General features: G+C 63.9%; 27 protein-coding genes. 10 read left to right on the forward strand and 17 right to left on the reverse strand.

Going from position 1 to position 26,793, the window contains the following annotated elements; translation table 11 throughout:
- The first annotated feature begins 184 nt into the window (after positions 1-184).
- The 4 genes from ettA to J3474_RS18375 all read left to right on the forward strand — a co-directional run bounded on the left by ettA (position 185) and on the right by J3474_RS18375 (position 5,641).
- Positions 185-1,864: an energy-dependent translational throttle protein EttA gene (ettA, locus tag J3474_RS18360; protein WP_054948068.1), complete on the forward strand. Its 1,680-nt coding sequence runs from the start codon at positions 185-187 to the stop codon at positions 1,862-1,864.
- 252 nt (positions 1,865-2,116) lie between these two features.
- A complete protein-coding gene (locus tag J3474_RS18365) occupies positions 2,117-2,959 on the forward strand; it encodes an RcnB family protein (RefSeq protein WP_207095161.1) in 843 nt (280 codons plus the stop codon).
- Positions 2,960-3,182: 223 nt separating this feature from the next.
- Positions 3,183-3,782 (forward strand): 2OG-Fe(II) oxygenase, encoded by a 600-nt coding sequence (locus J3474_RS18370; RefSeq protein ID WP_308632949.1) that lies wholly within the window; start codon positions 3,183-3,185, stop codon positions 3,780-3,782.
- Positions 3,779-5,641 (forward strand): DUF885 family protein, encoded by a 1,863-nt coding sequence (locus J3474_RS18375; protein WP_207095162.1) that lies wholly within the window; start codon positions 3,779-3,781, stop codon positions 5,639-5,641. Before J3474_RS18370 ends, J3474_RS18375 begins: the two co-directional genes overlap by 4 nt.
- 31 nt (positions 5,642-5,672) lie before the next feature.
- Here J3474_RS18375 and J3474_RS18380 read toward each other — a convergent pair whose 3' ends face one another.
- Complete coding sequence (locus tag J3474_RS18380; RefSeq protein WP_013833789.1) at positions 5,673-6,206, reverse strand: DUF1003 domain-containing protein; 534 nt, start codon at positions 6,204-6,206, stop codon at positions 5,673-5,675.
- Entirely contained in the window at positions 6,203-7,804 is a 1,602-nt protein-coding gene (locus tag J3474_RS18385) for a lysine--tRNA ligase (protein WP_207095163.1), read from the reverse strand. The genes J3474_RS18380 and J3474_RS18385 overlap by 4 nt, the downstream gene beginning before the upstream one ends.
- Before the next feature lie 110 nt (positions 7,805-7,914).
- Here J3474_RS18385 and J3474_RS18390 point away from each other — a divergent pair, with 110 nt between their 5' ends.
- Positions 7,915-8,802: a mechanosensitive ion channel family protein gene (locus J3474_RS18390; protein WP_007015072.1), complete on the forward strand. Its 888-nt coding sequence runs from the start codon at positions 7,915-7,917 to the stop codon at positions 8,800-8,802.
- A gap of 111 nt (positions 8,803-8,913) precedes the next feature.
- On the opposite strand, the gene J3474_RS18395 is transcribed toward J3474_RS18390, so the two are convergent.
- Together J3474_RS18395 and J3474_RS18400 are read right to left on the reverse strand one after the other, a co-directional pair.
- Entirely contained in the window at positions 8,914-9,201 is a 288-nt protein-coding gene (locus J3474_RS18395) for a DUF2218 domain-containing protein (RefSeq protein WP_013833791.1), read from the reverse strand.
- A complete protein-coding gene (locus J3474_RS18400) occupies positions 9,198-9,908 on the reverse strand; it encodes a PadR family transcriptional regulator (protein WP_242528476.1) in 711 nt (236 codons plus the stop codon). The genes J3474_RS18395 and J3474_RS18400 overlap by 4 nt, the downstream gene beginning before the upstream one ends.
- Before the next feature lie 157 nt (positions 9,909-10,065).
- On the opposite strand from J3474_RS18400, the gene J3474_RS18405 reads away from it, so the two are divergent.
- Both J3474_RS18405 and J3474_RS18410 read left to right on the forward strand, forming a co-directional pair.
- The gene (locus J3474_RS18405; RefSeq protein ID WP_207095164.1) at positions 10,066-12,780 is read left to right on the forward strand and encodes an ATP-dependent DNA helicase; all 2,715 of its coding nucleotides are present in this window, start codon (positions 10,066-10,068) and stop codon (positions 12,778-12,780) included.
- A 19-nt stretch (positions 12,781-12,799) separates the two neighbouring features.
- Positions 12,800-13,345: a histidine phosphatase family protein gene (locus tag J3474_RS18410; protein ID WP_207095165.1), complete on the forward strand. Its 546-nt coding sequence runs from the start codon at positions 12,800-12,802 to the stop codon at positions 13,343-13,345.
- A gap of 49 nt (positions 13,346-13,394) precedes the next feature.
- On the opposite strand, the gene J3474_RS18415 is transcribed toward J3474_RS18410, so the two are convergent.
- From J3474_RS18415 to rpmF, 5 genes are all read right to left on the reverse strand, one after another.
- Positions 13,395-13,799, reverse strand: coding sequence for a MerR family transcriptional regulator (locus tag J3474_RS18415; protein ID WP_207095166.1), 405 nt, complete (start codon positions 13,797-13,799; stop codon positions 13,395-13,397).
- 13 nt (positions 13,800-13,812) lie between these two features.
- Positions 13,813-14,109 (reverse strand): integration host factor subunit alpha, encoded by a 297-nt coding sequence (locus J3474_RS18420; RefSeq protein WP_007015066.1) that lies wholly within the window; start codon positions 14,107-14,109, stop codon positions 13,813-13,815.
- 113 nt (positions 14,110-14,222) lie between these two features.
- A complete protein-coding gene (locus J3474_RS18425) occupies positions 14,223-15,197 on the reverse strand; it encodes a beta-ketoacyl-ACP synthase III (RefSeq protein ID WP_207095167.1) in 975 nt (324 codons plus the stop codon).
- On the reverse strand, positions 15,194-16,255 hold the full coding sequence (plsX, locus tag J3474_RS18430) for a phosphate acyltransferase PlsX (protein ID WP_207095168.1): 1,062 nt from the start codon (positions 16,253-16,255) through the stop codon (positions 15,194-15,196). Before plsX ends, J3474_RS18425 begins: the two co-directional genes overlap by 4 nt.
- Positions 16,256-16,283: 28 nt before the next feature.
- Positions 16,284-16,463, reverse strand: a complete 180-nt coding sequence (gene rpmF, locus J3474_RS18435) for a 50S ribosomal protein L32 (protein WP_013833797.1) — start codon at positions 16,461-16,463, stop codon at positions 16,284-16,286.
- Between the two features lie 165 nt (positions 16,464-16,628).
- Here rpmF and J3474_RS18440 point away from each other — a divergent pair, with 165 nt between their 5' ends.
- Positions 16,629-17,021 (forward strand): MAPEG family protein, encoded by a 393-nt coding sequence (locus J3474_RS18440; protein ID WP_041559025.1) that lies wholly within the window; start codon positions 16,629-16,631, stop codon positions 17,019-17,021.
- 4 nt (positions 17,022-17,025) lie between these two features.
- Here the strand turns inward: J3474_RS18440 and J3474_RS18445 are convergent, their stop codons facing one another.
- Both J3474_RS18445 and J3474_RS18450 read right to left on the reverse strand, forming a co-directional pair.
- Positions 17,026-17,700, reverse strand: coding sequence for an MBL fold metallo-hydrolase (locus tag J3474_RS18445; RefSeq protein ID WP_305798467.1), 675 nt, complete (start codon positions 17,698-17,700; stop codon positions 17,026-17,028).
- 82 nt (positions 17,701-17,782) lie between these two features.
- Complete coding sequence (locus J3474_RS18450) at positions 17,783-18,418, reverse strand: LexA family transcriptional regulator (RefSeq protein ID WP_207095169.1); 636 nt, start codon at positions 18,416-18,418, stop codon at positions 17,783-17,785.
- A 103-nt stretch (positions 18,419-18,521) separates the two neighbouring features.
- Between J3474_RS18450 and J3474_RS18455 the strand changes: the two genes are divergently transcribed.
- On the forward strand, positions 18,522-18,710 hold the full coding sequence (locus J3474_RS18455) for a hypothetical protein (RefSeq protein ID WP_007015059.1): 189 nt from the start codon (positions 18,522-18,524) through the stop codon (positions 18,708-18,710).
- Positions 18,700-19,083 (forward strand): hypothetical protein, encoded by a 384-nt coding sequence (locus J3474_RS18460; RefSeq protein WP_242528478.1) that lies wholly within the window; start codon positions 18,700-18,702, stop codon positions 19,081-19,083. The genes J3474_RS18455 and J3474_RS18460 overlap by 11 nt, the downstream gene beginning before the upstream one ends.
- 27 nt (positions 19,084-19,110) lie before the next feature.
- Here J3474_RS18460 and J3474_RS18465 read toward each other — a convergent pair whose 3' ends face one another.
- The 6 genes from J3474_RS18465 to fsa form a co-directional block, all read right to left on the reverse strand.
- Complete coding sequence (locus J3474_RS18465; protein ID WP_013833802.1) at positions 19,111-20,784, reverse strand: acetolactate synthase large subunit; 1,674 nt, start codon at positions 20,782-20,784, stop codon at positions 19,111-19,113.
- Between the two features lie 268 nt (positions 20,785-21,052).
- Positions 21,053-22,504, reverse strand: a complete 1,452-nt coding sequence (gene cysS, locus J3474_RS18470; RefSeq protein WP_207095170.1) for a cysteine--tRNA ligase — start codon at positions 22,502-22,504, stop codon at positions 21,053-21,055.
- Positions 22,505-22,661: 157 nt separating this feature from the next.
- Positions 22,662-23,570: a DMT family transporter gene (locus J3474_RS18475; RefSeq protein WP_207095171.1), complete on the reverse strand. Its 909-nt coding sequence runs from the start codon at positions 23,568-23,570 to the stop codon at positions 22,662-22,664.
- A 30-nt stretch (positions 23,571-23,600) separates the two neighbouring features.
- A complete protein-coding gene (locus J3474_RS18480; protein ID WP_038575413.1) occupies positions 23,601-24,263 on the reverse strand; it encodes a nitroreductase in 663 nt (220 codons plus the stop codon).
- Positions 24,263-26,077 (reverse strand): cobaltochelatase subunit CobT, encoded by a 1,815-nt coding sequence (cobT, locus tag J3474_RS18485; RefSeq protein WP_207095172.1) that lies wholly within the window; start codon positions 26,075-26,077, stop codon positions 24,263-24,265. The genes J3474_RS18480 and cobT overlap by 1 nt, the downstream gene beginning before the upstream one ends.
- A 32-nt stretch (positions 26,078-26,109) precedes the next feature.
- Complete coding sequence (fsa, locus tag J3474_RS18490) at positions 26,110-26,760, reverse strand: fructose-6-phosphate aldolase (RefSeq protein ID WP_207095173.1); 651 nt, start codon at positions 26,758-26,760, stop codon at positions 26,110-26,112.
- Positions 26,761-26,793 lie beyond the last annotated feature (33 nt).

Here is a 26,793-nt window from a genome sequence, read left to right on the forward strand (position 1 = left end):
ACGAAATCTTGACGGGGCGGGCTCCAACTCCCATTTCCCATTCAACTTTGCGACGCTCTCGACGCAGGCCCAGCGCCATTCCGGCAAGAACCGACACGACCACCTGCCAGCAACCTTGCGGCTGGTGGCCCGCCCCTGTAGAGCACGCCGCAAATTCCGACACGCCAGATCCCAGAGGAAACCGATGGCCGCGCAATACGCCTTCGTCATGAAGAGCATGACAAAGACCTTCCCCGGCGCCCAGAAGCCGGTGCTTTCGAACATCAACCTGCAGTTCTACCAGGGTGCCAAGATCGGCATCGTCGGCCCGAACGGCGCAGGCAAGTCGACCCTGATGAAGATCATGGGCGGCATCGATACCGATTTCACCGGCGAGGCATGGCCCGGCGAGAACATCACCGTCGGCTACCTGCCGCAGGAACCGCAGCTCGACACGAGCAAGACCGTCCTCGAGAACGTCAAGGACGGCGCGCGCGAGACGGCGGACAAGATCGATCGCTTCAATGAGATCTCCATGATCATGGGCGATCCGCCGGAGGACTGCGACTTCGACGCCCTCATGGCCGAGATGGGCGAGCTTCAGGACCAGATCGACGCGGTCGACGGCTGGACCCTCGACAACCAGCTCGAAGTGGCGATGGAAGCCCTGCGCTGCCCGCCGGGCGACTGGTCGGTGGAAAGCCTCTCGGGCGGTGAGAAGCGCCGTATCGCACTCACCCGCCTGCTCATCCAGAAGCCCGACATCCTGCTGCTGGACGAACCGACCAACCACCTCGACGCGGAATCGGTCGAATGGCTGGAAAACCACCTCAAGGAATATGCAGGTGCGGTGCTGATGATCACCCACGACCGCTACTTCCTCGACAACGTGGTGGGCTGGATCCTCGAACTCGACCGCGGAAAGTACTTCCCCTACGAGGGCAACTACTCGACCTACCTCGAGAAGAAGGCCAAGCGCCTCGAGCAGGAAGACCGCGAGGCGACCGGACGCCAGAAGGCTCTCAAGGACGAGCTCGAATGGATCCGCGCCGGCGTCAAGGGCCGCCAGACCAAGTCCAAGGCCCGTATCCGCAAGTTCGAGGAACTGCAGAACGCGCAGGACCAGCGCACGCCGGGCAAGGCCCAGATCGTCATCCAGGTGCCTGAGCGCCTCGGCGGCAAGGTCATCGAAGCCAAGGGCATATCCAAGGCGTTCGGCGACAAGCTGCTGTTCGAGGACCTCTCGTTCATCCTGCCGCCGGGCGGCATCGTCGGAGTCATCGGCCCCAACGGTGCGGGTAAGTCGACGCTGTTCAAGATGCTCACCGGCCAGGAACAGCCGGACTCCGGCACCATCGAGATCGGCCAGACGGTTCACCTCGGCTACGTCGACCAGAACCGCGACCACCTCGACGGCAAGAACAACGTCTGGGAGGAAATCTCGGACAAGCTGGACTACATGAAGGTCAACGGCCACGACATGTCGACGCGCGCCTATGTCGGCGCCTTCAACTTCAAGGGCCAGGACCAGCAGAAGAACGTCGGCAAGCTCTCGGGCGGTGAACGCAACCGCGTGCACCTTGCCAAGATGCTCAAGCAGGGCGGCAACGTACTCCTGCTCGACGAACCGACCAACGACCTCGACGTCGAAACGCTCGGCGCGCTCGAAGAAGCCATCGAGAACTTCGCCGGCTGCGCCGTGGTCATCTCGCACGACCGCTTCTTCCTCGACCGTCTGGCCACGCACATCCTCGCGTTCGAGGGCAACAGCCACGTCGAATGGTTCGAGGGCAACTTCGAGGCCTACGAAGAAGACAAGCGCCGCCGCCTCGGCGATGCGGCCGATCGTCCCACGCGTCTTGCCTACAAGAAGCTGACGCGCTGACGAAAACGCCTCGGGCATGATATACAGGCCGTCGCTCCGGGATACCGGATCGGCGGCCTGTTCATTTTCAATCACCCCTACATTAACAAAGAGTCATATCCCGGTTCACGTTCAGGACAGCGCCCATGGTCTAGAACAATTGCAGGATGAGCCGCGATCGCCGTGCGGCACGTCCGGTTTTGGAGACCGGATATGGCAAGAAGGATGAACATGAAGGCGGGTGCACTTTTTTCAGCTGGAGCGTGGGGCGCAATGGCCATTGCCGTTGCCGGCCTCGTCGCTCCCAGCGTGGCGGAAGCGGCATCGCGCCCGGACAACTCCCGCAGTGAGAGCCGTGGCTACAGCAACCGGGGCGAACAGATGCGGGCGCAGCGTCAGGAGCGTGCCTCGTCGAACGAGTCTCGCCGCGACTGGTCGCGCAGTAACGCCAACAACGACAACCGCGTGCGTCAGGAAGCCACGCCGACACAGAACCGCAGCTGGTCGGGCAACCGCTCCTCGCGCGACACCAGCCGCGAGCAGCGCAGCGAACAGGAGCGCAAGTCCACCTGGCAGCAGAGAATGCGCAGCGGCGACTACGCGAAACAGACCGAGCAGCGCGTCGAGCGACGCGACAACGACCGGAATGACCGCCGCGTGGATACGCGCCGGGACTGGCGGGACCAGTCGCGCGCGAACTCCAGCCGCCGCGACAACGAGAGGTGGCGGGACGGGAACAACAACCGTTGGCGTGACAACGACAAGTGGCGCGACAGCAACCGGCGCGACTATCGTGACGCGCGGCGCTGGGACCGCAAGGACTGGCGGCGCGACAAGCGCTACGATTGGCGCGATTACCGGGCCCGCAACCGTTCGGTCTACCGGATCGGCCGCTACTACTCGCCTTACAGCAATTACTCGTATCGGCGCATCGGCATCGGTTTCTCGCTGGGATCGCTGTTCTACGGCTCACGCTACTGGATCGACGATCCCTGGTCCTACAGGCTGCCGGAAGTCTACGGTCCCTACCGCTGGGTCCGCTATTACGACGACGTGCTGCTGGTGGATATCTACACCGGCGAAGTGGTCGACGTGATCTACGACTTCTTCTGGTAAACCCAAGAAGAACGGCGAATGAAAGGCCCTCGGCACCAGCGCCGGGGGCCTTCTTTCGATGCCGGTCACGCAGCGAGCGCCGAAAATCATGCAGGGTTTTACTGTGTGAAACGAAGCGATTGATTTGTGGAACATTCCCGGTAGTCTCACGATCGAGATGCCAGCCACGCCTCATCCGGACTGCAGGGCACTTGCAAGGATCGGCGCTTCGGTCCGGGAGCGCTTGTCCGGCCAGCCCACGGTCAGGCGGCTGCCCGTCGAGGCGGTGGAAATCTACACCTCCAACAGCTTCCTCAACGAGGCTGACTGCGCTCACCTCATGGCGCTTATCGACACCTGCGCCTGCCCTTCCCGCCTGCTGGAAGAAGAAGGCTGGGACGGTTACCGCACCAGCTATTCGGGCGACATCGACACCCACGACAGGATCGTGCGCGATCTCGAACTGCGCCTGAGCGACTTTACCGGCATCGCTCCGTCCTGCGGGGAATCGGCGCAGGGCCAGCGCTACGAATGCGGCCAGTATTTCAACGAGCATTGCGACTGGTTCGATACCGAGGCTGGCTACTGGCGGCAGGAGCGGCGCTGCGGCGGCCAGCGCAGCTGGACCGCGATGATCTACCTCAACGCCGTGGAGGAAGGCGGACGGACCGATTTTACCCACATCGGCCTGAGCATCCCGCCCGAACCCGGTTGCCTCCTGCTGTGGAACAACGCATTGCCCGACGGGACCCCCAATCCGCTGACCATGCATGCAGCCCGGCCAGTCGTCAGAGGCGTCAAGTACGTCGTCACCAAGTGGTTTCGGGTTCGCAACTGGCAATGAGATTTCGCAACGCGGCTACGCTCCTGGCGCTGGGCCTGTCCTGCGCGCTCCCCTTTCCGACCTTGCCGGTCAGTGCCGAGGCCGCCGTCCAGCCATCGCACCCGGTGCCTGCGGCCGATGCAGAGCGCAATCGCCTGCGCCTCCTTCGCCTGTTCGCCGAAGATGCGCAGCGCGAGGACGAACTCGATCCCCTGACCCCGCTTTATGCCGGCGCCACGACGGGAGGCGCCCAGTTCGAGCGCATGTACACCGACGCCCTCGATCGCGACGTGCAGGCCTCTGCCCGCAAAAGCCGCGAAGCGCTGCGCTCGGTCGACCGCGCCGCGCTGCCGCCCGAACTCCAGATTTCCTACGATGCGTTCGCAGCGCTCAAGGACGACGAACTGGCGTGGCTCCAGCCTGAACTGCGCCGCCTGACCAGGGTACGGCCGTTCAACCATTTCGGCGGACTGCATGTCGAGTTCCCCGCCATGATCGCGCCCGGCGGCACTTACGACTACGCCGACGAGGCAGATTACCGGCGCGCCCTCACGCTCTACCGGGCCTTTCCCCGCGTGATCGACAATGCCATCGCCCGCTTTCGGCAGGGCATGACCTCAGGCGTGGTCGAACCGCGCCTGACGGTAATCAACATGATTGCCCAGATCGACGCCCTGCTGGCCCAGTCCTACGAAGATTCGCCCTTCTCGGCCCCGCTCCGGCAGGTCCCGGAGACACTCTCCGACAAGAGCCGCAAGGCCCTCGCGCCGGCATTCCGGTCGGCGACCCGCGAGGCGATCTGGCCAGCCTACCGGCGCCTGCGGCAATTCCTGCAGGCCGAGTACCTTCCCGAGGCCCGCGATTCCATCGGACTTGGCGAAATGAAGGGAGGCACGCAGCTCTATCGCGCTCTGATCCGGCGCGAGACGACGTTGACGCTGGAACCGGAGGCCATTCACCAGCTCGGCCTTTCGGAAGTCGCCCGCATTCAGCGGGATATGGACGGGGTGCGCAGGCAGCTGGGCTATTCAGGAACCCTCGCTGCATTCTTCGACGAAATTCGCGGCGATCCGCGCTTTCATCCGACCAACGGCAGCCAGCTCTCCGACGGTTTCGCCCGCATCGGCAAGCAGGTTGACGCCGCTCTGCCGCGCTGGTTCGAGCGGGTGCCCGAAACGCCCATGCTGATCGAACCCTACCCGGCCTATCGTGAGAAGTTCGAGGCTGGCGGCAGCTATTCCGAAGGCGCGCCCGAACGCGGCAAACCCGGCGTCTTCTACTACAACACCTACGACCTGCCGCACCGCTTCCTCAGCGGCATGACCACGCTCTATATGCACGAGGGCGTGCCGGGGCATCACTTCCAGATCAGCCTTGCGCAGGAAGACCAGAGTCTCCCCGGTTTCCAGCGCTACGGTGGCAACAGCGCCTTCGTCGAAGGCTGGGCGCTCTATGCCGAGACGCTGGGCTACGACATGGGCTTCTACAGGGACCCGCTGCAGCACTGGGGCACGCTCGACGACGAGATGCTGAGGGCAATGCGGCTGGTCGTCGATACCGGCATCCACGCCAGGGGCTGGTCGCGCCAGCAGGCGATCGACTACATGCTGGCCAATTCGGGCATGGGGCGCAGCGACGCGGAAGCCGAGGTGGATCGCTACATCGCAATGCCGGCACAGGCGCTCGCCTACAAGATCGGCGCGCTCACCATCCAGCGCCTGCGCGGCAAGGCGCAGGAACAGCTCGGAGCGCGCTTCGATATCCGTGCCTTCCACGAGGAAGTGCTGGGGTCGGGTGCCCTGCCCCTGCCGGTGCTGGAAGCGAAGATAGACGGCTGGATCGCCGCGAGCCGCCCCCACCGCGCGGGCGTGGCAAGGTAAACCCGCAGGCTCGCCTCACTACCCGGCAGGTTCAGTATTCCTCCCCGGCTTCCGAGGCGCGGCGCGCCTCGAGGTATTCGATGAGGTGATCGAAGCGCCGGTGAAGCCGCAAAATCTCCAGCTGCGTGCGCAAGTTGACTTCATAGTCATGCCGCGCGGCAATGCGATCCTTGTCGGCCTGCCTGTTCTGGCTCATCATGATCACCGGCGCCTGGATCGCAGCCAGCATCGAGAGAATGAGGTTGAGGAAGATGTACGGGTAGCCATCGAAGGGATGCAGCCCGAAGGCTTCCAGCACATGGCTGTTAACGAGCATCCAGGCGATCAGCACCAGTCCAAAGGCAATGATGAAGCCCCAGCTGCCGCCGACCGCCGCAACCCGGTCAGCGAGCCGGTCACCGCGGCTGGCATGGGTCGCGGCGATCTCGTCGGCATCGGGGCCGATCAGGGTGCCCGCGGCAATGCGCCGCAGGACATTCTGTTCTTCCTGCCCCAGCTCGCTGAACTTGCGGCCGAGAAGCTCCTCGGCCAGCTGCTCAGGCGTGCGCCGGGGCAGTTGCATCATTGGCTGGAAAGCGCTTCTGCGATCAGCTTGCGCGTCTCGGGAATGCCATAGAGCGCGATGAAGCTGCCCATGCGCGGCCCCTGGCTGGAGCCCAGCAGGGTTTCGTAAAGCGCCTTGAACCAGTCGCGCAAATTACCGAAGCCGTAAGCCTCGTTCTTGCCGATCTCATAGACCGTGTTCTGCAATTCCTCTGCCGACGTGTCGGGCCCAGCCTTGGCCAGTTCGGCATCGAGCGCCTTGAGCGCTTCGGCTTCATGGGCGTCCGGCGCGCGGCGCACCAGCGTCGGCGCGATGAAATCCCGGTTGGTGGCCAGGGCGGCGCGCACCAGTTCGCCCAGTTCCGGGTGCGCCTCGGGCGTCGCATCGGCGACGTAATTGCCAAGGTACGACCAGACCTGATCGGCGGTTGCATCGGCGCCCAGCACGCCCACGAGGTTGAGCAGCAGCGAGAAAGTCACCGGCAGGGTGTCGCCCGCGCCTTCACCGTTGCCGGTCGCGCGCAGCAGGTGCCAGACCGGATTGCCGAGCTGCTTTTCGAGCGTCTGGTCCGGAAGGTTGCCGCGGAACTGCCAGTACTCGTCGACCGCCTTGGGGATCACGCCGATATGCAGCTGCTTGGCGCTCTTGGGCTCCCGGAACAGATAGAAGCCAAGACTTTCCTCGGTCCCGTAGGTCAGCCACTGCTCGATGGTGAGGCCATTGCCCTTGGACTTGGAGATCTTCTCGCCGTTCTCGTCGAGGAAGAGTTCGTAGATCAGCCCTTCGGGCTTACGGCGCCCGAGGATCTGCGAGATCTTGCCCGACTGCGTCACCGAGTCGGTCAGGTCCTTGCCGCACATCTCGTAGTCGACGCCAAGATCGACCCAGCGCATTGCCCAATCGACCTTCCACTGCAGCTTGGCATGGCCGCCGAAGACGGATTGCTCGACGGTCGAGCCGTCCTCGTCGGCAAAGCGGATCATTCCGGTGGCCGGATCGAGGACTTCGACCGGCACCTGCAGCACCGCGCCCGTGGTCGGCGACACCGGCAGAACCGGCGAATAGGTCTTGCGGCGCTCCTCGCGAAGCGTGGGCAGCATGACACCCATGATGGCATCATAGTGTGAGAGCACGTTCGACAGTGCACTGTCGAAGGCACCGGAATTGTAGCGGTCGCTGGCCGAGACGAACTCGTACTCGAAGCCGAAGCGATCGAGGAAATCGCGCAGCATCGCGTTGTTGTGATGCGCGAAGCTCTCGAACTTCCCGAACGGATCGGGAATGCGGCTCAGCGGCTTGCCGAGATTGTCCGCAAGCAATTGGGCGTTAGGAATATTGTCCGGGACCTTGCGCAGTCCATCCATATCGTCCGAAAAGGCGACCAGCCGAGTCGGCGCGCCACCGGTCAGGGTTTCGTAGGCGTGACGCACCAGCGTCGTGCGCAGAACTTCCTGGAACGTGCCGATATGCGGGAGGCCCGAGGGACCGTAACCGGTCTCGAACAGCATGGGCTCACCACCCGGTTTGCCGTCCGGATAGCGCTTGAGCAGCTTCTGGGCCTCCTGGAAGGGCCAGGCCTTGGACACACGGGCGGCTTCGATCAGGGCATTCTCAGTCATGGGGGCGCTCATCTTCGAAACGCGGACATTTCGCAAGCGCGAAGCTGCATTGGAACCGGGCCGGGACAGGCCCGTTACGTTCAAAAGGGACCGAAAGGGACGAAGAAATCGTGAATTACGTCGAAACATTACGCACTGAACTGGAGGCCATGGGCAAAGGAGTCGTGCAGGCCCTGCCCTCTCTGGTCATAGCGCTTGTCGTTCTGCTGGCTACATGGATCGTTGCGCGAACCGCCGTGCGCATTGCCGATCGCATCACCGGCAGAACCGCAATCCGCAACGATCTCAAGCAGCTGCTCGATACCCTCGTGCGATTGCTGGTGTGGATCATAGGATCGCTGATTGCCCTCACGATCGCCATTCCCAGCTTCACCCCGGCAGGCGCCTTCGCAAGCCTGGGTGTCGGCGCTCTCGCCATCGGTTTTGCGTTCCAGGATATTTTCGAGAATTTTCTCGCCGGCGTGCTGATCATGCTGCGCGACAAGATGAACATCGGCGACTCGGTCATCTGCGGCAGCATCAGCGGCAAGGTCGAGAGGATCACCTTGCGCGAAACGCACATCCGGCAGTTCTCGGGCGAACTGACCGTCGTTCCGAACTCCATGCTGTTCAAGAACCCGGTGGACATTCTCACCGACCATGCCCTGCGCCGCAACGAGATCGTCGTCGGCGTCTCTTATGACACGGACCTCGGCCCAGCCCAGGACGTCATCCAGAAGGCCGTCGAAAGCGTCGAGGCGGTGGACAAGGACAAGGGCGTCGTCGTCTTCGCGCAGGAGTTCAATGCCAGCTCGGTCGACTTCCTCGTCCAGTGGTGGACCGACACCGTCGCGCAGGACCTGCGCCTGACCAAGAGCCAGATCGTCATGGCCGTGAAGTCCGCGCTAGACGAGGCGGGCATCGAGATCCCGTTCCCCTATGTCACCAATACCTTCAAGGAACCGCTGCCCCTCGAAAGGGCACGGAACCCCGAGGCGGTCAACGAGAACGCTGCCTGAAGCGAGGCCAGCGCGCCATTTCGCCGCGGCACCGCTGCGGTGAAAGACCCGTCAGCACGCCGTCAGCGGCCTGCTGCCGGGTCTTTCCGATTCCGGCAGTATTGCGCCGGGTTACTGCCAGGACCATTCGTAGTTGAGCGATCCTTCGCGGAACGCGAAGCGGTCGATATGGTTTGCCACCACTTCGGTCAGGCGTTCGAGCGTTGCCTTGTCCTCCCCGGTGATCTCGATCGCGATGCCTTCCCCGTCTCCCGCCATCGTCGTGACGGCAGACGGGAAATGGACCTTGCCGGTATCGCCCTCGACTTCGACCTCGAACTTGTGGCTCCAGTGCTTGCAGACCTGGCGTACGTACTTGCCGCCGTTCGGCGTGGCGACTTTCGCTGCGATTGTGCTCATTTCTCGATCCTTTCGATGTTGCGCGTGGCTTCGTCGATGGCTTCCGCCACCCGCAGGATGAAATCCCGGTCCGCACCTTCGACCGAAAGACGGTCGAATACGGCGGTCTTGAGGTTGTGCATGGCGCGCCGAACCGGCGCGGGGTCGACCTTCTCACGGGCCTCTGCCAAAGCCGCCAGGCGCTGGCGCAAAGCATTTGCCTTGTCGGCATCGGTCTCGGCGTGCTTGCGGCCTTCTTCGGTGGCCTCGTAGGACTTGCGAGCCCCTTCGTCCGAGCCGACCGCAATCCAACCTGCCTCTTCCATGTAGGTCAGGGCAGGATAGACCACGCCGGGACTGGGCGCATATTCGCCGCCCGAGATGGCCTCGATCTCGCGGATCAGGTCATAGCCGTGGCGCGGGGCTTCCCCGATCAAGGCCAGCAGCAGCGTCTGCAGTTCGCCCTGGTCGAATATCCGCCGACGCCGACCGCCGCGCATGCCGCGACCGCCGCCAAAGCCCGGACCGCCTCCTCCTCCGCGACCGCCGCGGCCGTGCCTGCGGCCGTCGAAGAGTTCATCGTCCAAACCATCGCGTCCCGGTCCGAAGGGGCCGCGCATACCTCCACGGCGTCCGTGCATGCCCCGGGCGCGCCGTTCGAAGGCGATGTCCATGGCATGATCGTCGCGCACGAAGCCGTGTCCGCCGCGCCTGGGGTTACTGTTCATCTGTCTCATTATGCTTCCATCAATCTTCATGATGGCCTCAAGATATATCTTAGAAGGATTTTTGCAAGACGCGAATTTGTAACGAGTCGTAATTTCCTGCGGGAAGCGACGCAGAGCCATTTCCAAATCAGGCAAGGCATCCCTAAGACCGGATCATATGTCCGCGCTTTCCCTTCCCGCACTGCATGCCAGCCATGGCGGCAGTTGGCTGCGCGACGGCAACGCGGCCACGCGGACCGTCTCGAAGGGCGAAGCGATGATGGCCGCGGCCGATACGCCGCTGCTCATCCTCAACGCCCCGCTCCTGGCAACCCGGCTCGGCTACCCCGACCTGTCCGGGCTCGATCTGCTCGAACTCTTCGCCTTCGTGCATCCGGCCCGCTTCGTCGTGCCCACGCCCAAGGGCCTGGCCCATGCCCTCGACCTGACCGAGCCCGACGGCGAACCCGATGTCCCGCGCCTGCTGCAGGAAGCTGCCGGCAGGTTGCTGGAGACTTGCGAAAGCCCGGATTGGCAGGAACGCGAAGGCGCTTGGACTTCGCTTCAGTCGCTGGTGCGCATGCGCTGGCCTTGGGCCACACTGCTGGGAACGCGCATCGCCAAGCCCCAGCGCGCCGAACGCTGGCTCTTCTCGCGTCTGCCAGAGTGGGAGGAAACAGCGGACCAACCCCAGCCCCGACAGGTGGAGCTTAGCGAGGCCGATGTACTGCAGCAGCTGCAGACGCTGACCGGGGCCAAGGCCGAGCAGCGCGAAGGGCAGCGGGCCTATGCCGCCCAGTCCGCCGCCGCCTTCTCGCCGCGCAAGGCATCGGGACAGCCCAATGTCCTGCTGGCACAGGCAGGCACCGGCATCGGCAAGACGCTGGGCTACCTCGCCCCCGCCTCTTTGTGGAGCGCCCTGTCCGGCGGCACTGTCTGGGTTTCGACTTATACCAAGGCCCTGCAGCGCCAGCTGCGGCAGGAGAGCCGCCGCGCGTGGCCGGAGCGGCGGCCGGACGGCAGCCAGCCCGTCGTCGTGCGCAAGGGGCGCGAAAACTACCTGTGCCTGCTCAACCTCGAGGATGCATTGCAGGGCGGCTTCGCCGGACGCGCGGCGATCCTGGCCCAGCTCGTCGCGCGCTGGGCGGCCTATACCCGCGATGGCGACATGATCGGCGGCGACCTGCCGGGCTGGCTCGGAACCCTGTTCCGCCAGCGCGGCATCACCGCCCTCACCGACCGGCGCGGCGAATGTGTCTATGCCGGGTGCCCGCACTACCGCAAATGCTTCATCGAGCGGGCATCGCGAGCCAGTGCGCAAGCCGACCTCGTGATCGGCAACCACGCCCTGGTCATGGTCAATGCCGCGCGCGGACGCGATCATGCCGCACGGCCCACGCGGATCGTCTTCGACGAAGGGCATCACGTTTTCGACGCCGCCGATTCAACTTTCGCGGCGGCGCTGTCGGGCAGTGAGACGATCGAGCTACGCCGCTGGGTCATCGGTCCGGAAAAGGCCTCGCGCGGTCGGCGTCGCGGCCTTTCCGCGCGGCTTGCCGATATCGTCAGCTACGACGAGGCCGGCGCCAAGGCAATTGCCGCCGCGCGCACCGCCGCTGAAGCCCTGCCCGGCGACGGCTGGATGCAGCGGATCAATGAAGGCGCGCCATCCGGACCGCTTGAAGACCTGCTCGCCTCGGTGCGAGCCACTGTCTACGCGCGCGACGAGAGCGGCGGACAGGAAGCCGGATACGGCCTCGAAACCGAGGCGGCCGGCCTCGACGGCACGTTCATCGAAGTCTCGCAGGCCGCGCGTGAGGCACTCGCGGACTTGCGCCAACCGCTGATGCGACTCGGCATGAGACTGGAAGCCCTGCTGGAAGATCCGCCCGACTGGCTGGACGGCCAGGGCCGCGCCCGAATCGAGGGCGCCCGCCATTCGCTATCGTGGCGCATCGACCTGCTTTCGGCATGGGAAGCCCTGCTCGAACGGCTGGGCGGCCCCGCCGACCCGGAATACGTCGACTGGCTGGCGGTCGACCGCTCGGAGGCGCGTGAATTCGACATCGGCATCCACCGCCACTGGCTCGATCCGATGAAGCCTTTCGCCAAGGTCGTCCTCGAACCGGCACACGGCGTCGTCATGACTTCGGCAACGCTGCGCGACGGCGAGGACTGGGGCAAGGCGGTGGCCCGATCCGGTGTCGAGCACATCGGCGTGACCCCGCGCCTTTCCGCCCACTCCAGCCCGTTCGACTATGCAAAGCAGGCCGAAGTCCTGATCGTCACCGACGTCCCACGCGGCGACATCCCTGCCCTGGCCGCAGCATATGCACGCCTGATCGAGGCCTCGCACGGCGGTGCACTCGGGCTGTTCACGGCAATCCGGCGCCTGCGCGCCGTGCATGGCCGGATCGCCGACCGCCTGGCCCGAACCGGCCTGCCGCTCTATGCCCAGCATGTCGACCCGATCGACACCGGCACGCTCGTCGACATCTTCCGCGACGACCCCGCAGCATCGCTGCTGGGCACCGATGCCTTGCGGGACGGCGTCGATGTGCCGGGCGATTCGCTCCGGCTGGTCGTCATGGAACAGGTGCCCTGGCCGCGGCCGACCATCCTGCACCGGGCCCGGCGCCTCGCCGGTGGCGGCGGCAGCTATGACGACGGCATCATCCGCGCCCGGCTGGCCCAGGCCTTCGGACGCCTCATCCGCAGCCGCGACGACCGCGGTCATTTCGTGGTCCTCTCCGCTGCATTCCCCTCGCGCCTGCTGAGCGCCTTCCCCGAAGGAACGCCCGTCCTGCGGATTTCTCTGGAGGAGGCTTTACATCGGGTCGCTGCCAATGCTTCAGAAGAAGCATACCGACCCGATCACGCCGCCCGGCCATGAATACGAGCTTGCCTGACAGATGAAGACCCTCGGCATCTTTCGCCACGCCAAGTCGGACTGGAACGATGCGCGCCTGCGCGACTTCGACAGGCCTCTCAACAAGCGGGGCCGCAAGGGCGCGGCGATCATGGGCGAGCATATCCGCAATGACGGCAGGGCGTGGAAGCGCATTCTCGCCTCTCCCGCGGTTCGCGTCACGCAGACGATCGAGCTTGCCTCTGAAGCGGCCGGAATGGCGCCGCCGGTCAGTTGGGACAGGCGCATCTACCTTGCCAACTCAGCGACGCTGACGGATCTCCTGCGCGAACAGGAAGGCGATCCCGCCTCAATCATGCTGATCGGACACAATCCGGGCCTTGAGGACCTGATCTTCGATCTGGTTCCCGATGATGGCACCAGTCCGCTGCGTGATGTCGTCGAGGAGAAGTTCCCGACCGCCGCCTATGCCGTGCTCGAACTGGATATCGACAGCTGGGACGATATCGACGAGAATTGCGCCCGGATCGTCCACCTCGTCCGGCCGCGCGACCTCGATCCCGAACTGGGGCCGAGCCTCACCGACTGATTGCATTCATTGGTGGTTGAGACGGCGGCTTGCGCAAGACGCCAATGCCTCAGGCAGCAGCCAATGCCGCGGCCAGTTGCGCACGAATCTGAATCAGCTCGCCAATGATGGCATCGCTCGCCGCTTCCGCAGCCTGCGGCTGCATGTCAGATGTCACGATTGCAGACGGCGCCGGCTGGCCGTCCTGATCCTCGATCGCCTTGCGAGCACCACGCAGGGTGTAGCCTTCCTCGTGGACGAGACGATTGATCTCGACCACGAGCGCGACATCGTCACGGCGATAATAACGCCGACCGCCGCTGCGCTTGACAGGCTGAAGCGAAGGGAATTGTTCTTCCCAATAGCGCAAGACATGCTGACGGATGCCCAGCGCCTTGCTGACTTCACCAATGGTTCGCAGAGCCTCTGGATCCTTTCCGTCATCGAAAACCGGGATGTCGGACAAGGTATTCATTGGCTCTGTTCCTTCAGTCTCCGGCGATCCTGTCTTTCAACATCTGGCTCGCCCGGAATGTCATAACCCGTCGCGGGGTGATCGGCACTTCCACACCCGTCTTGGGATTGCGGCCGATACGCTCGCCCTTGTCCCGTAACAGGAATGTGCCGAATCCCGAAATCTTGACGTTCTCGCCCGAACTGAGCGCCGTCGACATATGTTGAAGAATAGCTTCGACCATCGCCAGCGACTCCGCGCGCGACAGACCCAGCTTCTTGTGGATCGCTTCCGCGATCTCAGCCCGCGTCAATGTATCCGTTGAGCCCATCGAACCCGCTTCCCCTCTGAGCGCCAACCCCCGCGCTGATAATATGAATTATCAGGGAAAAAGGCAATCCTACGTCAAATAATGAACGCAGATAAACCTTAGGGGGTAGGTTCTCAGACTCGCAGCAGGCTCGCGCCCCAGGTGAAACCGCCGCCCATGGCTTCAAGGACGACGAGATCGCCTTCGCGGATTCGGCCGTCGCGAACGGCCTGATCGAGGGCCAGCGGCACCGAAGCAGCCGAAGTATTCGCGTGCTGGCTAACAGTCATGACGACCTTTTCAACCGGCAGGCCCAGCTTCTTGGCCGTCGCATCAAGGATACGGGCATTGGCCTGGTGAGGCACCAGCCAGTCGATGTCAGACGACTGAAGTCCAACTTCTTCAAGTACTTCGTTGAGAACCTGGGCCAGGTTCACAACCGCGTGGCGGAACACTTCACGGCCCTTCATGCGCAACTTGCCGACGGTTCCGGTCGTCGAAGGACCACCATCGACGTAGAGCAGTTCGTTGTGCGCGCCATCGGCATGCAGGCGCGAAGCCAGGATGCCGCGGGGCTGATCGCTGTCGCCCTGTTCCCGCGCTTCGAAGATTGCCGCACCGGCTCCGTCGCCGAACAGCACGCAAGTCGTGCGGTCTTCCCAATCGAGGATGCGCGAGAAGGTTTCCGAACCGATCACAAGCGCGCGCTGGGCCATTCCCGAGCGGAGCATCGAATCGGCAACGCCTACGGCATACAGGAAACCGGAACACACCGCGGCAACGTCGAAAGCAATGCAGCCGCCACAGTCCAGATTCTTCTGAACGATCGTCGCCGAAGCCGGAAAGGTCTGGTCGGGCGTGGCAGTCGCCAGGATGATGAGGTCGATGGAAGCCGCGTCGATGCCGGCCGCCTCGATCGCCTTGCGCGCCGCGTCGGTGGCAAGGCTCGAGGTCGTCTCGTCGTCGGCAGCGATGTAGCGATTGGTTATGCCGGTGCGCTCGACGATCCACTCATCGCTGGTATCGACCTGGGCTGCCAGTTCAGCATTGCTTACCGCGCGGCGTGGGAGCGCCGAACCGGTACCGATCAGAACCGAGCGCCGGGTCATGCCCGCTCTTCCTGGTTCCGGGGCATGCGCAGCGACGCTTCACCCACGCGGGCAAGGTCGGCAGTGATCCGCTCGGTCACATTTTCCTCCAGGAGCCGCGCAGTCAGCGCAACGGCATTGGCCACGCCCGCAGCATTCGCGCTGCCATGGCTTTTCACGACGATGCCGTTCAGGCCAAGGAACACGGCGCCATTATGGTTATTGGGGTCTAGGTGATGCTTTAGCAACTCGGTCGCCGGACGCGAGATCAGGAAGCCGATCTTCGAGCGCAGCGAACTGGAGAAGCTGCGACGCAGCAGGTCGCCGACGAATCGCGCCGTACCTTCCACCGCCTTGAGAGCGATGTTGCCGGAGAAACCGTCAGTCACGACCACGTCGACGTCGCCGCGGCAAACCTTGTCCGCCTCGGTGAAGCCGTCGAAGGACATGGCTAGGTCACCGGCCGCCGCCTTGAGCGTTGCCGCTGCATCGCGCAGCAGTTCCGTGCCCTTGATCTCTTCAGTACCGATATTGAGCAGGCGCAGGCGCGGTTGCTCGCGCCCCGTCGCCACGCGGGCATAGGCTGCGCCCATGATCGCGAACTGCACGAGATTGCGGCTATCGCACTCGGTATTGGCGCCGAGGTCGAGCATCACGACGTCATTGTCGCCCAGCGTGGGTAACAGTGCCGCAAGCGCGGGACGATCGATGCCCGGCATCGTACGCAAGGTGAGCTTGGCGATCGCCATCAGCGCACCGGTATTACCGGAACTGACGGCTGCACCCGCGTCGCCGGCCTTCACCGCAGCGATGGCGCGCCCCATGGACGTGCCTTTCGCGCGGCGCAGGGCCTGGCTCGGCTTGTCCTCGCCACTGATCACACCATCGGTGTGCAGGATTTCCGATGCCCCGCGAAGGTTCGGATGATCCTCGAGCGCGGCCTTGATCCGCGTCTCGTCGCCGACGAGGAGGAAATTGAAACGGTCATGGCGACGGCGCGCGAGTGCCGCGCCCTCGATCATGACGCGCACGCCCTCATCGCCGCCCATCGCATCGATAGCGATACGCGGCAGAGTCATGGGCAATCTCCGAACTTCGTCTGAGGTCTTAGATTTCGACCGCGACGATCTCGCGGCCATTGTAGTGACCGCAAGCGTTGCAGAGGTTGTGCGGGCGCTTCAGCTCGCCGCAGTTCGGGCACTCATGAAACGCTTCAACCTTGAGGGCATCATGGCTGCGGCGCATGCCCCGGCGGGACGGGGTCGTTTTTCTCTTAGGGACAGCCATTTTGGCACCTGTTCCTGGAAATGCGTTAATGTCAAAAAGGCCGCCGGGAACCGTCACCCGGAACCGGCGGCTTGCGAAGGCGGGCCTATAACCGATTTCTGACGAGTTGCAACCCGTTGATACCTTCCTCATGTAGCCAAAACCACATTGGGGGAGATGCCCGGGATGATTCTTCAGACGACTCTATGCCTTGCCGCCGCTGCTGCGGTCATCAATTTCTGGCTGCTGACGCGGGTCGGCAGGCTGCGCATGGCGGCCAAGGTCCTGCATGGAGACGGCGGCAATGAAGCCATTGCACGCCGAATGCGCGCGCAGCTCAACTTCGTAGAGAACACGCCGTTCGTCCTGATCCTGATCGCGGCTATCGAAATGACCGGCAAGGCCGGCCCCTGGCTGGCAATCGCAGGCTCCATATACATGGCCGCGCGGGTCGCCCACGCCTTCGGCATGGACAGGTCGGATTCGAACCTCCTGCGCGCGGGCGGGATCATTGTAACTGTCCTCACCCTTCTGGGTCTGTCGGTCGTGGCGATCCTGATCGCCCTGGGCCGCCTCTGATCCGTCAGGAGGCGCGGCGCGATAGCGCCGCGTCACTGACGTAGGGATTGTGGCGACGTTCCTCTCCGAAGGTGCTGACAGGGCCATGCCCGGGCACGAAGGTCACATCGTCACCAAGCGGCCACAGACGTGTGGTGATCGATTCGATCAGATCGTCGAGATTGCCGCGCGGAAAGTCCCAGCGCCCGATACCGCCTTGGAACAGGACGTCACCGACCATGGCGAACTTGCTGGGCGCATGATGGAAGACGACATGCCCCGGCGTGTGCCCCGGACAGTGATAGACGTCGAGCGTCAGCTCGCCGACCCGGACCTGGTCTCCGTTCTCCAGCCAGCGGTCCGGCTCGAAAGTATGTGCCTCCATGTTCCAGCGCGGACCATCGTCGCTGAGCTGGGCGATCCAGAAGCGGTCCTCTTCCTGAGGCCCTTCGATCGGCACGCCCATTTCCCTGGCCAGTTCGCCGGCCATTCCGCAATGATCGAGGTGACCGTGCGTGACCAACACCTTCTCCAGCGTCACGCCGGTCTTTTCCAGCGCCGCCTTGAGCTTGTCGAGGTCGCCACCGGGATCGACCAGCGCCCCCCGCATGGTCGTGGTGCACCACAATAGCGTGCAGTTCTGCTGGAGCGGGGTAACGGGAATGATTCCCACGCGCATCGGCGGTTCGGTCTGGGTCATGGGACGGGAAATGGCGGCCTAACGCCGCGATTGCAACCGTCCTGCCAACACACGGGCGATGTTGCAATGCTTCCAGCGCCGACTAGAGGCGCCCACCTTTCCAGACCACGCGCCCGATCACGTCGATGCTACCGGCCGGACATTCAATCGGGTCATAGACCTTGTTGTCGCTGATGAGCCGCACGGCCCCGCCCGGGCCGCGTTCGATGCGCTTGACGAGGAGGTTGCCCTCGTGCCGCAAGACGTGAATGCCTTCACTGAGGGCCCGCACGGTGCGATCGACGAGTATCTCGTCACCGTCCTGCAAGGTAGGCGCCATCGAATCGCCGGCCACGGCAATGGCGCTCAGTGCCTTGGGATCGAGGCCCATGCTGCGCAGCCAGCGCGGTGAAAAGCGGATCGTGCCCAGCAATTCCTCCTCCCCGGCAAAGGCCCCGCTGCCGGCCGAGGCATCGACTGCAAGCCTGGGTACGTCGACCCAGTCCTGCAGGCGTTTCGAGGAAATTTCCTTCGGCCGACCCAACACCGATTCGTCCACGCCGAAGAACCGGGCGAGCTTGCCGCGATCGCCTTCCTCCAGCTTGCGCGGGCTCCCCTTGCGGACGAACTGCTGGAGATAACTCGGATTTTTTCCCAGCATTCGCGATAAGGCGGAGAGACTGGCGCCGCGTTTCTCGGCCAGTTCCAGCAGTGCTCCGCGGGGATCGGTCATGTCCATTTTGTAATCCGTAGGTGAAGGAAATTTCCTAGACAAGTAGGATTTCGATTGGAACATACCATGAACACCGCCAACGAATCCAACACGGAAAGGATCAGGATCGATGCTTTTGCGTCAGATCGAACGCTTCCTGCGCCAGACGGACATGCCCTGGACCAAGTTCGGGCGGCTCGCTGCGCAAGATCCGCGCTTCGTGGCCGACTTGCGCAATGGCCGCATTCCCCGCGCCCGCACGGCGGCGCGGGTCGAGCAATTCATGCGAAACTATCAGGAGACCGATCATGCGCTTTGACCCCACTTCCGACCGATCGATGCTCAACGCGCTGCGTGCCCGCACTTCAGGATCAGCCCGGCGCGGCCCCTGGCTCAAACTGCTTTGCGAGGTACTCGCTCTGGCAGGACCGCAAGGCGAACTGCTGCGCCATGGCGAGCGGCCATGGAGCAGCGCAACATTCTCGGGCAGCCGCCACAGTCTTGCCCTTTCGTTTACCGGCGAGCGGGCCATCGACGCCGGAGAGGAGCTGATCGCCGCCCTGCCCGACCATGAATTCGCGATCCCCGGCCATCTCGTCGCAGATGCCACGATCACCGGCGTCGATCACCATAACGGCCCCGAACCGCGCATGACGGTCGAAGCCGAATTTCTCCTGCTCGAGGAGTGCTGATCGAGGCGAGAACCTGTTTCCGGACGCTCAGAGCGCCCGGGACAGATCCTTGATGTCCGTGTTCAGGATGCGATCGTTTTCCGAGTAGTCCACCGGGCAGTCGATGACATGAACGCCTGGGGTATCGCGGCACTGGGCCAGCAGCTCGCTCAAATGCTGCGCGCTTTCGACCCGATACCCCTTGGCCCCGTAGCTTTCGGCATACTTCACGAAATCGGGGTTGTTGTAGGTCAGGCCGAAGTCGGCGAATCCCATGTTCGCCTGCTTCCAGCGAATCATCCCGTAGGCATTGTCGTTGAGGATCAGCACGGTCAGATTGAGGCCGAGTCGAACCGCCGTTTCAAGTTCCTGGCTGTTCATCATGAACCCGCCGTCGCCGCAGATCGCCATGACCTTGCGCTCGGGATAGACCATGGCGCTCGCCATCGCGGAGGGTAGCCCTGCCCCCATCGTCGCCAGCGCATTGTCGAGCAGGACGGTGTTGGGCTTGCAGGCACAGAAGCCGCGGGCGAACCAGATCTTGTAGACGCCGTTGTCGAGGCAGATGATCGCATCGTCGGGCATCGAATCGCGAACCTGCTGCACAAGGTGCGGCGGGAAGATCGGAAAGCGCTCGTCCGCCGCTAGCTTCGCGGTGTGTTCCAGTTCGGCCTTGCGGAAGCCGAGCATGGCGTCGAAGTTCCATTTCGGCGACGGCACAACCGCTTCCTTGATCTGCCACATGGCATTCGCGATGTCACCGATCACCTCGATGTGCGGGAAGTAGACAGGGTCTACTTCCGCCGTCTTGGTCGATATATGGACAACCACGCGATCATCGCGCGTGCCGTCGTTGTGCATGAAGAACGGCGGCTTCTCGATCACGTCGTGCCCGATGTTGAGGATGCAATCGGCATCCTCGATGGCGCGATGGACGAAGTCACCGGCCGAAAGCGCGGCGCACCCCAGGAACTTGGGGTGACGCTCATCGATCACGCCCTTGCCGAGCTGGGTAGTGAGGAAGGGGATGCCGGTCTTCTCGACGAATTCGCCCAGCATCTTGCTGGTCATCTTGCGATTCGCACCGGCACCGATCACCAGCAGCGGCTTCTTCGCGTTCTGCAGCGCATCGACGGCCTGGGCGATCGACTTCACGTCGGCTGTCGGGCGGCGGACGATCGAGCGGCGCACGGGACGCGAATCGGTGTGCTCGTCGGCAATGTCCTCGGGCAGTTCGATGTGCGTTGCGCCCGGCTTTTCCTCCTCGGCGATGCGGAAGGCTTCGCGCACCCGGCTCGGGATGTTGTCCGAGGATGCCATCTGGTGCGCGTACTTGGTGATCGGCCCCATCATGGAGACGACGTCCAGAATCTGGAAACGGCCCTGCTTCGATTTCTTGATCGGCTTCTGGCCCGTAATCATCAGCATCGGCATGCCGCCCAGCGTCGCATAGGCCGCCGCGGTGACGAAATTGGTCGCGCCCGGCCCCAGGGTCGAAAGGCACACGCCGGTCTTGCCGGTATGCCGTCCGTAGGTCGCAGCCATGAAACCGGCGCCCTGCTCGTGGCGGGTCAGGATGAGCTTGATTTTTTCAGATCGCGAGAGCGAGTCCAGAAAGTCGAGGTTCTCTTCGCCGGGAACGCCGAAGATGTACTCGACGCCTTCCTCTTCAAGGCACTCGATAAAAACATCCGAAGCCTTGCGCTTGTCGCCCTCTGCCATTTCGCTTTCCCCGTTTCTGATCTTATACAGAGCCGGTATAGAACTATCCGGCCTCGCGTCATGTGCAAATACGCATTCCGGCGCAGCGCGCGCCCTGATGAATTCGCTAGCGACCTCTTTCTTTAAATAGGGCTAAGGCAGCGAAATTAGTTACGCGCAGGGGACATCGAGAGCGCGCAGGACGCGCCCTTGGGCATTCCGTGCATCTGATGACCGGGCGGCCGAGCGGTTGCCCCGGAAAATCGCGACCAGCAGGCGAAAGCCGGTTTCAGCCGAGCTTCCACTCCCAGCCGAGCGGATCGCCGTCCATCACTTCCACGCCCTTCGCAGCCAGTTCGTCACGCAGGGCATCGGAGGCGGCAAAGTCCTTTGCGGCGCGCGCGTCCTTGCGCGCCGCCAGCGCGGCCTCGATTTCCGTTTCGGAAATAGCGGCACTCTTCGGACGCAGGCGCAAGTCGGCGCGGGACGTCCCGAAGAGATCGAGACCGAGCACCGCATCCATCGCTTCCACGACGGCACGCTTGGCCGCGGGATCGACCTTCTTGGCGGCGAGCACGTCTTCCAGCGCCGTCAGCGCGACCGGGGTGTTGAGATCCTCGGACATCGACTTCTCGAAAGTCTCGATCATCGCGGCAAGTTTGGGGTGCGAAGGCGATCCGGCCTCGACACCAGCAAGGCGCTCGGCAGCCATGATCATGCGCTTGAGGCGGGTGAGCGCGGCGCCAAGGCCGTCCCACGAGAATTCCAGTTCCGAGCGATAATGCGCCTGCAGGCACATCATGCGGTAGGCGAGCGGATGATAGCCCTTGTCGATCAACAGCTGCAGGCGAAGGAATTCGCCCGATGACTTGCTCATCTTGCCCGAGCGCTCGACCAGGAAGTTGTTGTGCATCCACACCCGCGCACCCGAGTTTGCCGGTATGTCGAGCCCGTTGGTGCAGCAGAACGCCTGATTCTGTGCGATTTCGTTGGGGTGATGGATCTCGCGGTGATCGATGCCGCCGGTATGGATGTCGAAAGGAAAGCCCAGCAGCTTGCCCGACATGACTGAGCATTCCAGGTGCCAGCCGGGCGCGCCCGGCCCCCAGGGCGAATCCCACTCCATCTGGCGCTTCTCTCCGACCGGAGTCTTGCGCCAGATCGCGAAGTCTGCGGCATTGCGCTTGCCGTCGACCGCCTCGATGCGGCCTTCGCCCTCTTCCGTCACGGCACGGGCCAGGCGGCCGTAGTCGGCCACGGTGGAAACGTCGAAGTAGAGGCCGCTGTCGATCTCGTAGCAGTGCTTGTCGGCGATCTGCTTCGCGAACTCGATCATCTGCGGCACATATTCCGTCGCCACCGACCACTGGGCGGGCTGACGTATGTTGAGCGCGGCGATGTCGGCCCAATATGCCTCGGTATAGTGGCGTGCGATGGCCCAGATGGACTGCGCCTTCTCGGCGGCCATCTTCTCCATCTTGTCCTCGCCGGCATCGGCATCGTCGGTCAGGTGGCCAACGTCGGTGATGTTGATGACGTGGGTGAGCTTGTAGCCCTTGTGGCTCAGCGTACGCCCGAGGATATCGGCAAAGACATAGGCGCGCATGTTGCCGATATGCGGGTAGTTGTAGACCGTGGGCCCGCATGAATAGACCCGCGCCTCGCCTTCATGGACGGGCTGGAACGGTTCCAACTGGCGGGTCAGGCTGTTGAACAGCGTCAGTGCATGGGCATCGGTCATGGCCGAGGGGCATTAGGCGGCGATGCGTGGCAGTCAAGGTGCATGCAGGGCGCTACGGGATCGAACCAGGCCGACGGAGCGGTACGCGGACATGTCAAAGGCCAAGCCGGGCTGAAAGTCAGCGGCCCGGGCAGAGCGGCCGACGATCGCGGACGGCTCAGGCGTGCGACAACATCAGCAATGCGACGCCCACCGTGATCAGCACGAAGCCGGCCCATTCGCGGGCCGTCAGCCAACGGCCGGAAAGTTTGCGCGAGACGATGGCGACGATGGGCATTTCGATCAGCGCCAGGGTGCGCACATTGGCAGCGGCGGTGAGTGAGAAAGCAATGAACCATCCGGCGGACGCGAGCGCTCCCAGCGCTCCGCCCGTGACCGACAGGCGCCATTCGCGAAGGGATCCGAAGAAGCCGGAGGTATCGCGCAGCACGAACCACCCCGCAAGGACGGACGACTGGATCCCCAGCGACACCACCAGCATCATCAGGCTGCGCAGCATGAAGCTGCCCTCCGGAACCCCGGCGATCGAGGCGCGAAAGCAGATGGCGGTCAGTCCGAAAAGCGCGCCGCTGGCGACGCCCACCGCGAGCGGCTTCGGCTCGAACAGCTTCGCCCCGCCATCCCCCGGACGCAAGGAGGCGAGAATCACGCCAAACGTCACGATCAGAACCGCCAGCCAGCCGCCCAATGGCAACCGGTCGCCGATCAGGGCGAAGCCGAGGATAGCAACCGTTACCGGCTCGGTCTTGATGTAAGCATAGGCAACGCCGAAATCGCGCTTCTGCATGACGACGAGCATGAGCGCGGTGGCCACGATCTGGGTCACCGAGCCCACCGCCGACCATGCCAGGGCGCCGGAAGGAATAGCGGTCAGCCCTTCCCCGGTCGCGAAACAGAACAAGCCCAGAAAGAGAATCGCGACCGGCAGGCCATAGACGAATCGCACTTGCGTTCCGCCAACCGTCCCGATCCGGGTTGCCAGCCGCGACTGCACCGCATTACGCAGCACCTGTGCCAGCGCCGCGGCAAGAGTGAAGGGCACCCACAGCAATGGCCAATCGGTCATGAAAGGCCCTCCAGCCCCATCGAACGGCGATCAGAAGCCGAGAAAGCGCACCTGTTCATCAAGCGGCACACGGTCGCGATCGAACCGGTTGACGGGCGCATCCTCGTCGCGATGGCCGATGGCCAGGCCGCAAAAGAGGATGTGCGTCTCGTCCGGAACGCCGATGTGCTCCTTGATCAGACGCGCATAGAGCGACATCCACTCCTGCGGGCAGCTGTCCAGCCCCTCTTCGCGCAGCAGCAGCATGATCGACTGGAGCCACATGCCCACATCCGACCACTGCGGCGGGCCCATGAAGCGTTCGAAGTAGCAGACCAGCAGCGCCGGTGCGCCGAAGGAGAAGATGTTCGCCCGCGTGAAGGCTTCGCGGGCTTCGGCGTCTTCGCGCTCGATGCCGAGCGCACCGTACATGCTGGCACCGACCTTATGCAGCCGGGCCAGATGGCGCGGCGACTGGTTGGGCTCGGAAAAGCTGTACTCGATCGGGTCCTGCGGCGAGGACGCCAGCATCTTTTCCTGAAGGGCCTTGAGCGGCTCACCGGTCAGCACGGTGGCTTGCCAGGGCTGGAAATTGCAGCCCGAGGGCGTCATGCGCGCCCGGTCCAGCACGCGGCGGATCACCTCGATCCCGACCGGTTCATCACGGAACGCGCGGATCGAGCGGCGGCTGGCGACAGCCTCGGATACTTTCATCATTCTTCCTCGAAAAGGCCGGCGAGCTGTTCGATCATCGTGCCGCCGAGTTGCTCGGCGTCCATGATCGTCACCGCGCGGCGATAATAGCGGGTCACGTCGTGCCCGATGCCGATGGCGACGAGCTGGACCGGCGATTTCGCCTCGATCCACTCGATCACCTTGCGCAAGTGCGCCTCCAGATATCCGGCGCTGTTCACCGAAAGCGTCGAATCGTCGACCGGCGCGCCGTCGGAAATGACCATGAGGATTCGGCGATCCTCAGGCCGCGCGAGCATCCGGTTGTGCGCCCAGAGCAGCGCCTCGCCGTCGATGTTCTCCTTGAGCAGCCCCTCGCGCATCATCAGCCCGAGGTTCTTGCGCGCACGGCGCCACGGCTCATCGGCCTTCTTGTAGATGATGTGGCGCAGGTCGTTGAGGCGGCCCGGGCTTGCGGGCTTGCCGTTCGCCAGCCAGGCCTCGCGGCTCTGACCGCCCTTCCACGCGCGGGTCGTGAAGCCCAGGATCTCCACCTTCACGCCGCAGCGCTCCAGCGTGCGGGCCAGCACGTCGGCGCTGATCGCGGCGATGGAGATCGGCCGTCCGCGCATCGAACCGGAGTTGTCGAGCAGCAGGGTGACAACGGTATCCTTGAACTCGACGTCGCGCTCGACCTTGTAGGACAGCGACTGGCCGGGCGAGACGACCACCCGGGCCAGCCGTGCGGCATCGAGCAGGCCTTCTTCCTGGTCGAAATCCCAGGAGCGGTTCTGCTGGGCCATGAGGCGGCGCTGGAGGCGGTTGGCGAGCCGCGTGACGACGCCCTGCAAGCCCTTGAGCTGCGCATCGAGGTAAGCGCGCAGGCGCGTCAGTTCTTCCTCGTCGCAAAGCTCCGAAGCGCCGATCACCTCGTCGAAGGCCTCGGTAAAGACCTTGTAGTCGAAGCTGTCGGGAATGTCGGTCCAGGGCCGGTTGGGGCGGACGGGAAGCATGCCTTCCTCGCCGTCCTGGCCTTCCTCGGCCTCCTGCATGTCGTCCGAGGCTTCGCCATCTGATTCGCTTTCGCCCTCGTCATCGCCCTGGCTGGGCTCGGCGGCCATTTCCGAGGGTTGCTGCTCCTCGCCCGCGTCCGCGCCGTCCTCTTCCTGCTCGGTCTCATCGTCGCCGTCGAGATCGTCCGAATCCTCGGGCGGCTGCTCGATTTCCTCGGCACGGGTCAGTTCAAGGTGCTGGAGCATGTCGAGCGAGAGGTTCTGGAAGGCCTGCTGGTCGCCGATGGAATCGGCCAGCGCCTCGATGTCGCCGCCAGCCTTTTCCTCGATCCAGTCGCGGATCATGTCGACGCCCGGCCGCGCGATCTCCGGGATCGGCTGCCCGGTCAGCTTTTCGCGCAGCATCAGCGCCAGCGCCGACTGGAGCGGCACCTGGTCGCGCGATTCGGCGCGGGATATCGGATCGGAAGCGATGCGCGCTTCCAGCGATGCGTCGAGGTTGTCGCGCATCCCCGCATAGCGGTTCGAACCGAGCGCCTCGTAGCGCACCGTCTCCACCGCGTCGTAGCACGCCCGCGCCGAGGGTTCGGCCGGGGCATGGCGCTGGTGCAGCCTGTCGTCGTGGTGACGCACCTTCAGCGCGAAGCTGTCGGCATAGCCGCGGGCCTGCATCGCCGCTCCGCGCGGCAGGTTGCGCCCGGGCATGGGCACCCTGAAGGTTCCCCCCGTCGAGCTGGGCGCATCGGCCGTCCAGTTGACCTCGATCTCCTTTTCATGGGCGATGGCGCGCGATGCGCCGGCCAGAACGGATTTGAAGCGGTCGGCTGGGGTCTCGTCACTCAACGGGAAGGAACCTTAGGAAACAGGGTGGATACTCAGATAGTCTGGCCGGTCTTCGCCCAGTCGGCAAGGAAGCCTTCGATGCCCTTGTCGGTCAGTACGTGCTTGAACAGGCCCTTGATGACGGCAGGCGGCATCGTCGCCACGTCGGCACCGATCTTCGCGCACTGCAGCAGGTGGATCGGATGACGGATCGAGGCAGCGAGAATCTCGGTCTCGAAAGCGTAGTTGTCGTAGATCAGGCGGATGTCCTCGATCAGCGCGATGCCGTCGAGACCGTTATCGTCGTGGCGACCGATGAAGGGCGAGATGAAGCTCGCGCCCGCCTTGGCGGCCAGGAGCGCCTGGTTGGCCGAGAAGCACAGTGTCACGTTGACCATGGTGCCATCCGAGGTCAGCTTCTTGCAGGTCTTCAGGCCGTCGATCATCAGCGGCACCTTGATGCACACGTTGTCGGCGATCTTGCGCAGGATTTCGGCCTCGCGCATCATGCCTTCATGGTCGAGAGCGACGACTTCGGCCGAAACCGGACCGTCGACGAGACCGCAGATTTCCTTGGTGACTTCCATGAAGTCACGGCCGGACTTGGCGATCAGCGAAGGGTTGGTGGTGACGCCGTCCAGCAGGCCGGTTTCGGCAAGTTCAGCGATATCGGCAGTGTCGGCGGTGTCGACGAAAAACTTCATGGCGTGTTCCTATCGGCAAGGCAGGGAGCCGCA

Source organism: Novosphingobium sp. PY1, from assembly GCF_017312445.1.
Classification (GTDB): domain Bacteria; phylum Pseudomonadota; class Alphaproteobacteria; order Sphingomonadales; family Sphingomonadaceae; genus Novosphingobium.

Bases quoted from the DNA above. Each gene is read 5' to 3' on its own strand.
- J3474_RS18480 (WP_038575413.1), bottom strand. From the start codon at position 24,263: ATGAAAGTATCCGAGGCTGTCGCCAGCCGCCGCTCGATCCGCGCGTTC.
- J3474_RS18465 (WP_013833802.1), bottom strand. From the start codon at position 20,784: ATGGCAGAGGGCGACAAGCGCAAGGCTTCGGATGTTTTTATCGAGTGC.
- J3474_RS18395 (WP_013833791.1), bottom strand. From the start codon at position 9,201: ATGAGCACAATCGCAGCGAAAGTCGCCACGCCGAACGGCGGCAAGTAC.
- J3474_RS18415 (WP_207095166.1), bottom strand. From the start codon at position 13,799: ATGAATACCTTGTCCGACATCCCGGTTTTCGATGACGGAAAGGATCCA.
- J3474_RS18420 (WP_007015066.1), bottom strand. From the start codon at position 14,109: ATGGGCTCAACGGATACATTGACGCGGGCTGAGATCGCGGAAGCGATC.
- J3474_RS18440 (WP_041559025.1), top strand. From the start codon at position 16,629: ATGATTCTTCAGACGACTCTATGCCTTGCCGCCGCTGCTGCGGTCATC.
- J3474_RS18410 (WP_207095165.1), top strand. From the start codon at position 12,800: ATGAAGACCCTCGGCATCTTTCGCCACGCCAAGTCGGACTGGAACGAT.
- J3474_RS18375 (WP_207095162.1), top strand. From the start codon at position 3,779: ATGAGATTTCGCAACGCGGCTACGCTCCTGGCGCTGGGCCTGTCCTGC.
- rpmF (WP_013833797.1), bottom strand. From the start codon at position 16,463: ATGGCTGTCCCTAAGAGAAAAACGACCCCGTCCCGCCGGGGCATGCGC.
- cysS (WP_207095170.1), bottom strand. From the start codon at position 22,504: ATGACCGATGCCCATGCACTGACGCTGTTCAACAGCCTGACCCGCCAG.
- J3474_RS18425 (WP_207095167.1), bottom strand. From the start codon at position 15,197: ATGACCCGGCGCTCGGTTCTGATCGGTACCGGTTCGGCGCTCCCACGC.
- J3474_RS18460 (WP_242528478.1), top strand. From the start codon at position 18,700: ATGCGCTTTGACCCCACTTCCGACCGATCGATGCTCAACGCGCTGCGT.
- ettA (WP_054948068.1), top strand. From the start codon at position 185: ATGGCCGCGCAATACGCCTTCGTCATGAAGAGCATGACAAAGACCTTC.
- J3474_RS18455 (WP_007015059.1), top strand. From the start codon at position 18,522: ATGCTTTTGCGTCAGATCGAACGCTTCCTGCGCCAGACGGACATGCCC.
- J3474_RS18365 (WP_207095161.1), top strand. From the start codon at position 2,117: ATGGCCATTGCCGTTGCCGGCCTCGTCGCTCCCAGCGTGGCGGAAGCG.
- J3474_RS18405 (WP_207095164.1), top strand. From the start codon at position 10,066: ATGTCCGCGCTTTCCCTTCCCGCACTGCATGCCAGCCATGGCGGCAGT.
- J3474_RS18385 (WP_207095163.1), bottom strand. From the start codon at position 7,804: ATGACTGAGAATGCCCTGATCGAAGCCGCCCGTGTGTCCAAGGCCTGG.
- J3474_RS18475 (WP_207095171.1), bottom strand. From the start codon at position 23,570: ATGACCGATTGGCCATTGCTGTGGGTGCCCTTCACTCTTGCCGCGGCG.
- plsX (WP_207095168.1), bottom strand. From the start codon at position 16,255: ATGACTCTGCCGCGTATCGCTATCGATGCGATGGGCGGCGATGAGGGC.
- fsa (WP_207095173.1), bottom strand. From the start codon at position 26,760: ATGAAGTTTTTCGTCGACACCGCCGACACTGCCGATATCGCTGAACTT.
- J3474_RS18450 (WP_207095169.1), bottom strand. From the start codon at position 18,418: ATGGACATGACCGATCCCCGCGGAGCACTGCTGGAACTGGCCGAGAAA.
- J3474_RS18380 (WP_013833789.1), bottom strand. From the start codon at position 6,206: ATGATGCAACTGCCCCGGCGCACGCCTGAGCAGCTGGCCGAGGAGCTT.
- J3474_RS18445 (WP_305798467.1), bottom strand. From the start codon at position 17,700: ATGACCCAGACCGAACCGCCGATGCGCGTGGGAATCATTCCCGTTACC.
- J3474_RS18400 (WP_242528476.1), bottom strand. From the start codon at position 9,908: ATGAACAGTAACCCCAGGCGCGGCGGACACGGCTTCGTGCGCGACGAT.